The 8,019-nt window shown below is 70.8% G+C and carries 6 protein-coding genes and 3 tRNA genes; 5 read left to right on the plus strand and 4 right to left on the minus strand.

What is annotated here, in order from left to right:
- Position 1: 1 nt before the first annotated feature.
- From ftsH to tilS, 3 genes are all read right to left on the minus strand, one after another.
- Positions 2 to 2,005, minus strand: coding sequence for an ATP-dependent zinc metalloprotease FtsH (gene ftsH / locus NQ165_RS12855; RefSeq protein ID WP_257533765.1), 2,004 nt, complete (start codon positions 2,003 to 2,005; stop codon positions 2 to 4).
- Positions 2,006 to 2,158: 153 nt separating this feature from the next.
- Complete coding sequence (gene hpt, locus NQ165_RS12860; protein WP_257533766.1) at positions 2,159 to 2,710, minus strand: hypoxanthine phosphoribosyltransferase; 552 nt, start codon at positions 2,708 to 2,710, stop codon at positions 2,159 to 2,161.
- 9 nt (positions 2,711 to 2,719) lie between these two features.
- Positions 2,720 to 3,769, minus strand: coding sequence for a tRNA lysidine(34) synthetase TilS (gene tilS / locus NQ165_RS12865; RefSeq protein WP_257533767.1), 1,050 nt, complete (start codon positions 3,767 to 3,769; stop codon positions 2,720 to 2,722).
- Between the two features lie 479 nt (positions 3,770 to 4,248).
- Here tilS and NQ165_RS12870 point away from each other — a divergent pair, with 479 nt between their 5' ends.
- The gene (locus tag NQ165_RS12870; protein WP_257533768.1) at positions 4,249 to 4,782 is read left to right on the plus strand and encodes an inorganic diphosphatase; all 534 of its coding nucleotides are present in this window, start codon (positions 4,249 to 4,251) and stop codon (positions 4,780 to 4,782) included.
- A gap of 53 nt (positions 4,783 to 4,835) precedes the next feature.
- Here NQ165_RS12870 and NQ165_RS12875 read toward each other — a convergent pair whose 3' ends face one another.
- Complete coding sequence (locus NQ165_RS12875) at positions 4,836 to 6,284, minus strand: peptidoglycan DD-metalloendopeptidase family protein (protein WP_374940947.1); 1,449 nt, start codon at positions 6,282 to 6,284, stop codon at positions 4,836 to 4,838.
- Between the two features lie 236 nt (positions 6,285 to 6,520).
- On the opposite strand from NQ165_RS12875, the gene NQ165_RS12880 reads away from it, so the two are divergent.
- From NQ165_RS12880 to NQ165_RS12895, 4 genes are all read left to right on the plus strand, one after another.
- Positions 6,521 to 6,593: transfer RNA gene (locus tag NQ165_RS12880), tRNA-Glu, on the plus strand.
- 21 nt (positions 6,594 to 6,614) lie between these two features.
- Positions 6,615 to 6,688: transfer RNA gene (locus tag NQ165_RS12885), tRNA-Asp, on the plus strand.
- A 70-nt stretch (positions 6,689 to 6,758) separates the two neighbouring features.
- Positions 6,759 to 6,831, plus strand: a tRNA-Phe gene (locus tag NQ165_RS12890).
- A gap of 436 nt (positions 6,832 to 7,267) precedes the next feature.
- Complete coding sequence (locus tag NQ165_RS12895; protein WP_257533770.1) at positions 7,268 to 7,900, plus strand: LysE family translocator; 633 nt, start codon at positions 7,268 to 7,270, stop codon at positions 7,898 to 7,900.
- Positions 7,901 to 8,019 lie beyond the last annotated feature (119 nt).

Here is an 8,019-nt window from a genome sequence, read left to right on the forward strand (position 1 = left end):
CCTATGCGGTCGCGGGGCGCGCCTGCCCGGCGGGGTGGCGGCGCGTGGCCTTCTCGACGGCCTCGTCGGCCTCGACGGACGCGGCCAGTCCGGCATCCTCCCGGCGACGGGGCACGTCGATGGGCGGCAGCGTCGAGACCGGGCGGTCGCTGCTCGAGAGCCACTGCGGGCGCGGCGGCAGGTGCTTGACGTCCTTGAAGATCTCGGCGAGCTCGATGTGGTCGAGCGTCTCCTTCTCCAGCAGCGCCAGCGCCAGCTTGTCGAGCACGTCGCGGTTCTCGTTGAGCACCTGATAGGCCTCGTTGTGCGCCTGCTCGATGAGCGCGCGCACCTCCTCGTCGACGCGCTCGGCGAGGGCGTCCGAGAAGTCGCGCCCGTGGCCCATGTCGCGGCCGAGGAACATCTCGCCCGACGAGGAGCCCAGCTTGACCGGGCCGATGCCGGCGGTCATGCCGTACTCGGTGACCATCTTGCGCGCGATGCCGGTGGCCTTCTCGATGTCGTTCGAGGCGCCCGTGGTGGGGTCGTGGAAGACGATCTCCTCGGCCACGCGGCCGCCCATCGCGTACGTGAGCTGGTCCTGCAGCTCGTTGCGGGTGACGGAGTACTTGTCATCCAACGGCAGCACCATCGTGTAGCCGAGCGCCTTGCCGCGCGGGAGGATCGTGACCTTCGTGACCGGATCGGTGTGGTTCATCGCGGCGGCGGCGAGGGCGTGACCGCCCTCGTGGTACGCCGTGATGAGCTTCTCCTTGTCCTTCATCACGCGGGTGCGGCGCTGCGGGCCGGCGATGACGCGGTCGATGGCCTCGTCGAGGGCGCGCATGTCGATCAGCTGCGCGTGCGAGCGCGCCGTCAGCAGCGCCGCCTCGTTGAGCACGTTCGCGAGATCGGCGCCGGTGAAGCCGGGCGTCTTGCGGGCGACGACCTCGAGGTCGACGGAGTCGGCCAGCGGCTTGCCGCGGCCGTGCACCTCGAGGATCTTGAGGCGGCCCTTGAGGTCGGGGGCGTCCACGCCGATCTGGCGGTCGAAGCGGCCGGGGCGCAGCAGCGCCGGGTCGAGGATGTCGGGGCGGTTGGTGGCCGCGATGACGATGACGTTGGCCTTCGGGTCGAAGCCGTCCATCTCGACCAGCATCTGGTTGAGGGTCTGCTCGCGCTCGTCGTGACCGCCGCCGAGGCCGGCGCCGCGGTGGCGGCCGACGGCGTCGATCTCGTCGATGAAGATGATGGCCGGCGCGTTCTCCTTGGCCTGGTTGAACAGGTCGCGCACGCGGCTGGCGCCGACGCCGACGAACATCTCGACGAAGTCGGAGCCGGAGATCGAGTAGAAGGGCACGCCGGCCTCACCGGCCACGGCGCGGGCGAGCAGCGTCTTTCCGGTTCCGGGAGGGCCGTACAGCAGCACGCCCTTCGGGATGCGGGCGCCCACCGCCTGGAAGCGGGCGGGGTCCTTCAGGAAGTCCTTGATCTCGTGGAGTTCCTCGAGGGCCTCGTCGGCACCGGCGACGTCCTGGAACGTGACGGTCGGCGTCTCCTTCGTCACGAGCTTCGCCCGCGACTTGCCGAACTGCATGACCTTGCCGCCGCCGCCCTGGGCGGAGGACAGCAGGAACCAGAACAGCAGGCCCAGCAGCAGGATCGGCAGGAAGAGCGAGATGAAGCCGTCGAACCAGGTGGCGCGGGGCACCGCGTCGTCGAAGCCGTCTTTGGGCTCGGCCGCGTCGATCGCACTGACGACCTCGTCGGCGCGGGCCTCGACGTAGTAGAACTGCACGTCGGTGGCATCCTCGTACGGCTTCGACAGCTTCAGGTCGACGCGCTGGTCACCATCGGTGTTGAGCGCCTCGACGACGGTGTCGCCGCGCAGCAGCTCCAGACCCTCCTGGGTGGTGATCTGCTTCGCGCCGCCGAGGCCGGAGATGAGGGAGAACCCGACCAGCAGCAGCACGCCGATGAGCAGAACGTAGATCAGCGGGTTGCGGGTGATCTTCTTGAAGTCCATGGTGCGGGCCGACGCCCGGTCCCTTTCGTCGGGGGGAGGCCCGCTGACGCAGACGGGCGACAATGTCCCAGGCTACCGCCGGAGTTCATGGACCGACTGTGCATTCGCCCAGGGCGTACAGCACGCCGGGCGGCCACCGCATGCGGCGAGGCATCAGGCGTAGACGTGCGGCGCGAGCACCGCGACGTCGCGCAGGTTGCGGTAGCGCTCGGCGTAGTCGAGGCCGTAGCCGACGACGAACTCGTTCGGGATGTCGAAGCCGACGTACTTGCAGTCGATCTGCACCTTCGCGGCCTCGGGCTTGCGCAGCAGCGCCAGCACCTCGAGCGACTCCGCGCCGCGGGAGGCGAAGTTCTCCAGCAGCCAGCTGAGGGTGAGGCCGGAGTCGATGATGTCCTCGACGATGAGCACGTGCTTGCCGTGCAGGTCGGTGTCGAGGTCCTTGCGGATCTGCACCACGCCGCTGGACTTGGTGCCCGCACCGTAGGACGACACCGCCATCCAGTCCATCGAGATGTCGCTCTTCAGCTCGCGGGCGAAGTCGGCCATGACCATGACGGCGCCCTTGAGCACGCCGACGAGCAGCAGGTCCTTGCCGGCGTAGTCGGCATCGACGCGCGCGGCGAGCTCCGTGAGCTTGCGCCGGATCTCCTCCTCGGTGACGAGGGTGGTGGAGAGCTGGTCCGAGATGTCGGCTGCGCGCATTCTTCGATTCTAGATTCCCGTCGGGGGTGCCGTGAACTCGACCAGTCCGCCGCGGCGCGCAGCGCGGCACCCCGGCAGGTCGATGGGGCCCTGCCCGGCCCAGTCGGTCACGAGACGGGCGACCTCGAGGGTCTGGGTGCGGGTGAGCGAGGCGCCGAACTCGCTGGCGACGACGTGGCGGATGATGCGTTGCCGCAGGGCCGGCGGGTTCGCGGCGAGCGCCGCCGCCGACACCGCGATGCCCGCCTCAGCCGGCTGCACGATGTCCTCGATGGTCTCGTCGATCATCTCGGCGAACGCCTCGGCGTCTTCCCGCAGCTGTTCCGCGGTGCGCGCGAGCGCTTCGGCGACTCCCGGGCCGAGTTCAGTCTCGAGCACCGGCAGCACCGTCTCGCGCACCCGCACGCGGGCGAAGCGCGGGTCGGTGTTGTGGGGGTCGTCCCAGGGTTCGAAGCCGGCGGCCGCGCAGGCGGCCCGGGTGGTGGCGCGGCGCACCCCCAGCAGCGGCCGCACCCAGCGCAGACCGCTGTCGTCGCGGCGCACCGTGGCCATGCCGGCCAGACTCGTCGCGCCCGATCCGCGGGCGAGGCCCAGCAGCACCGTCTCGGCCTGGTCGTCGAGGGTGTGGCCGAGGAGCACCGGGGCTGCGCCGGTGGAAGCGGCGACCGCGGCGAGCGCGCGGTACCGGGCGTCGCGCGCGGCGGCCTCGGGGCCGCCCGGCGCGGCGGGGTCGATGGTCACCGCGACGACCGTCGCGTCGATGCCGAGCGCTGTCGCGACGGCTGCGGCCTGGGCGGCGACAGCGCCGGACCCGGGTTGCAGACCGTGGTCGATGGTCACACTGCGCACGCGCAGGCCGAGCTTCGGCGCCTCGAACGCCGCGGCGGCGGCCAGGGCCAGCGAGTCGGCGCCGCCGGAGAGGGCGACCACGACCTCGCCGCGCCCGGTATCTCCGCTTCCACCGCCGTCCCCGCCCGACGGCGCCGCGGCGGCGATCGGCTGCAGCGCCGCGCGCACGGCGCGGCGGATCTCGGCGACGGCAGGGCTCAGCGAGGGCACGCGACCACGCTAGCCCGCGCACGGCGCCGGGCGGGCGGAGGCGCCGGCCGCGTGCCGGCGTGCACAACGTCGTTAATCCGCCGGCCGGGGACGCCCCGCAGGCCAGAGACTGGCCGCCACCGACCGGCGTCGCGACGCTGTGCACGCGGCACCGCGCGCACGCAGCGCCGGATGGGTCGAAGGCCATCGGCCGCGGCTGGATCCGGGCTGGCGGGTACGGACGCCACCGCGTGCAGAAGGTCGGTGATCCGCGGGCCGGCAACGCCGCATGGTCCCGATACGGGCCGCCGCCGACCGGCGTAGCGACGTTGTGCACGCGGCCCCGTGCACACAGCGGCGCCGAACGCCCCGCTACCCGACGGAATCACCCGCCACCGGCCGTTTCACACCCGGTTCACGCCCACGGACGGGTTCAAGCTCCCGGACGCGCCGACTAGGCTGGTCGCCGCATCCCACCCACCTCTTGAAGGAGCACCAGCATGGGCGCGTACGACGCCGTCATCGAGATCCCGCGCGGCAGCCGCGTGAAGTACGAGGTCGACCACGGCACCGGCCGGGTGTACCTGGACCGTGTGCTGTTCACCCCCATGGGCTACCCCGCCAACTACGGGTTCTTCGAGAACACCCTCGGCGAGGACGGCGACCCGCTCGACGTGCTGGTGCTGCTGGACCGCGACCTCTACCCCGGCGTCATGGCGAAGGTGCGCCCCGTCGGCGTGCTGAAGATGAGCGACGAGGCCGGCGGCGACGACAAGGTCGTGGCCGTGCTCGCGAAGGACCCCCGCTGGGCCCACATCCAGGACGTCGGCGACCTCGACGACTGGACCAAGAACGAGATCAACCACTTCTTCGAGCACTACAAGGACCTGGAGCCCGGCAAGTGGGTCAAGGTCGACGAGTGGGCGGATGCCGCCGAGGCCGAGCGCCTGGTGAGCGAGGCGTTCGCCCGCTTCGAGGAGCACGAGGGCGAGACCCGCACCCAGGGTGAGGGCGAGGCTCCCCGCACCGTCTGACGACGGCGGGTTCTGCGAAGGGCGGGTGCTGCGGCATCCGCCCTTCGTCGTTGTCAGACCGAGATGCCGCGGTTGCGCAGGAACGGTGCGGGGTCGATGCGCACGCCGCCGGAGTAGATCTCGAAGTGCAGGTGGCATCCCTGCGAGATGCCGGTGTCGCCGGCGTAGGCGATCACCTGGCCGGCGGAGACGTTCTGGCCGTACCCGACGGCGAAGCCGCCGTGGCGGATGTGCGCGTACGCGCTGACGATGCCGCCACCGTGGTCGATCTGCACGTAGTTGCCCCAGCTGGGCGTCCATGCGGCGAAGACCACGCGGCCGGCGGCGGCAGCGTAGATCGAGGCGCCGCAGCCGTTGGCGAAGTCGATGCCCTTGTGGCCGGACGTGCAGTATCCGTTGGAGCAGATGGTGCCGCGGTTGCCGAACCAGGAGCTGATCCAGCCGCCGTGGGGCCGGACCCAGCCTTGGCCGCCGCCGGAACCGCCGGGGGCGCCGCCTCCGCCACCGCCTCCGCCGCCACCACCGCCACCGCCACCACCGCCACTGGCGGGCGGCCGGGCTGCGTTCTCGCGAGCGATGCGCTCGGCTTCTTCGCGGGCGCGACGCTCGGCTTCTGCGGCTGCCTCGCGCGCCTTGCGCTCCCGCTCTTCGCGGGCTTTGCGCTCGGCCTCAACGCCCGCCTGGTAGCCGGCCACGGTCTTCGCCGTATTGTCCTTGAGCGCGGCGAGCTGGGCCTGCAGGGTGCCGAGGTGCTCAGTCTGGGCGGCCAGTGCGGCCTGAGCCGCCTCTGCAGCCGCCTGCGCCTGCACCATCGCGGCTTCGGCCTGCTTCTTCAGCTCGTCGCGTGCTTCACGGGCGACGGATGCCTGATCGCTGAGGCTCTGCGCATTGTCGCGGGCGCTGACGGCGTCGGTGTAGACGGCCTGGTTCGCGGCGAGGAGCTTGTCCATCGTGCCGAGGCGGGCGAGCAGATCGTCGGCGGTTGCGGCGGAGCGGGAGAAGAACAGCTCCAGGGAGGTGTCGTCGCCGCCGTTGCGGTAGAGCTGCGCGGCGACGCGTCCCGCCTTCTGAGCGGCTTCGAGGGCTCGCGCCTGTTCGGCATCCGCCTGCGCCTGCAGCGACTCGGCGCGCTCGACGGCCGCCTCGTAGGCCTCCTGCGCCGCGAGGTAATCGAGCGCCAGCCGCTCGGCCTCGGCCTGCTTGTAGGCGACGTCGGCGGTGAGGTCGTTGATCAGCTTCTCGATGCGACCGATCTCGGCACCCTTGGCCGCCTCGTTCTGCTTCGCGCGCTGCACGTCGTCCCACGAGGGGTATCCGGCGGCGAAGGCGATCGGGGCGAAGGGCGCCGCGAGGGCGCCGGCCGCGATCAGGCCGAAGGCGCCGACCGTCAGTGCGCCGCGCCGGGTGACACCGCTGGCGAGGGCGCGCTGCTCCGCGGGCGTGGGACCGCAGCCGCATTCCTCGGGGTCGTCGATGCGACGGAAACGCACGCAGCACCTCATCTCTTCGCCTGTTGGGGGGAGTCGAAGACGATCTTCACAGTAGCAACAGGAGTCACATCCGCAACGGCTCACGCGGCATCCACCAGGGGTGAGGACGGATGCCGTCACGCCCATCGTGGGCCCTCGCGGGCCCGCCGGCGGACACGACGCGCCCTCGATTGGCGTTTTGGCCCAGCAATGCATATGCTTGAGCGTCGGTAAGCGTGAGCACCGGGTTCGTCCCACAGGGTTCACTCGGCCCCATCGTTTAGCGGCCTAGGACGCCGCCCTTTCACGGCGGTAGCACGGGTTCGAATCCCGTTGGGGTCACACCTACAATTGAATATGCATGGCCCTGTAGCGCAGTTGGTTAGCGTGCCGCCCTGTCACGGCGGAGGTCGCGGGTTCAAGTCCCGTCAGGGTCGCTCCAGAGCGACGGGCCCTTTTTCGGAAGGGCCCTTCGTCTCGGACGCGGCAGTCATCGCACGGCCGCGCGGCTCTGTAGCTCAGTTGGTAGAGCGCACGACTGAAAATCGTGAGGTCACGGGATCGACGCCCGTCGGAGCCACAAGGATGACCGTTACAGTCATCCCAGAAACCCTCGCCTAGCTTCTACATGGCGGGGGTTTCGCTTTTCCCTGGTGAGATCGGTTTCTGTTCCGGTCGTGGCAAGCCAAGTCCCCGGGCGTTGAGCGAGCGAAGCGAGACGAAACGCACTGATCGGATGCGTTCAGGACAACTTCGGCTGGCGCTTGGGCCGGCCTGGGGCCGGTTGGCACCCGAATTTGCGCGCGGTGAACGCATCTGGGAATCGTCGTCCGGCATCGATGCTCCTGGGTCGTGGGGCTGCGGTCTCCGTCGTCGGAGATGGTCATGGTGGCGCCAGCGTCTCACGGATCGCCGTGCGCCGACCGGATCCTCTCCGGTTTCGGCCATCGACGCCCGCCCGACCTCGCCGCCACCGGTGAAACGTCGCCGCAACGTCATGCGGATAGCGTTCGCTCATGATCCCGATGGAGAACCTCGTCGCCTTCCTGGCCGCGTCGGTGATCATCATCGTCATCCCCGGGCCGAGCGTGCTCTTCGTCATCGGTCGCTCGCTGGCCCTCGGCCGTCGAGCCGGCGTGCTCAGCGTGGTGGGCAACGCCCTGGGCACGATCCCCGCGGTGGTGGCCGTCGCGTTCGGTGTGGGTGCGATCGTCGCGTCGTCGGTCGTCGCCTTCACCGTGATCAAGATCGTCGGCGCCCTCTACCTGGTGCACCTCGGGCTGCAGGCTCTTCGTCATCGGCATGCGTACGCGCAGGGCGGCGGGCGGATGCCGGCATCCGCCTCGGGCCTGCTTCTGCAGGGCTTCACCGTCGGAGCGACCAACCCCAAGACGATCGCCTTCTTCGTCGCGGTCCTCCCCCAGTTCGTCGCCCCCGCAGCGGGCGCGGTCTGGGTGCAGCTTCTGCTGCTGGGCCTCACCTTCCAGCTGCTGGCGCTCGTCTGCGACAGCGTGTGGGCACTCGCGGCCGGAAGCGCGCGCACGTGGTTCGAAGGATCGCCGCGGCGGCTGTCGACGCTCTCCGCGGCAGGCGGAGTGATGATGATCGGGCTCGGTGGGACTCTCGCCTTCACCGGATCCTCGGGGTGACGCGGATCGGCTGAGCCCCCCGCTCGCTCCAGACACAGCAGCGGGGGGGGGGGGGGGGGGGGGGGGGCGCCCCCCCCCCGGGGGGGGGGGGGGGGGCCGGGGGGGGGGGGGGGGGGCCG

Source organism: Microbacterium sp. zg.Y1084 (assembly GCF_024623595.1).
Taxonomy (GTDB): Bacteria; Actinomycetota; Actinomycetes; order Actinomycetales; family Microbacteriaceae; genus Microbacterium; species Microbacterium wangruii.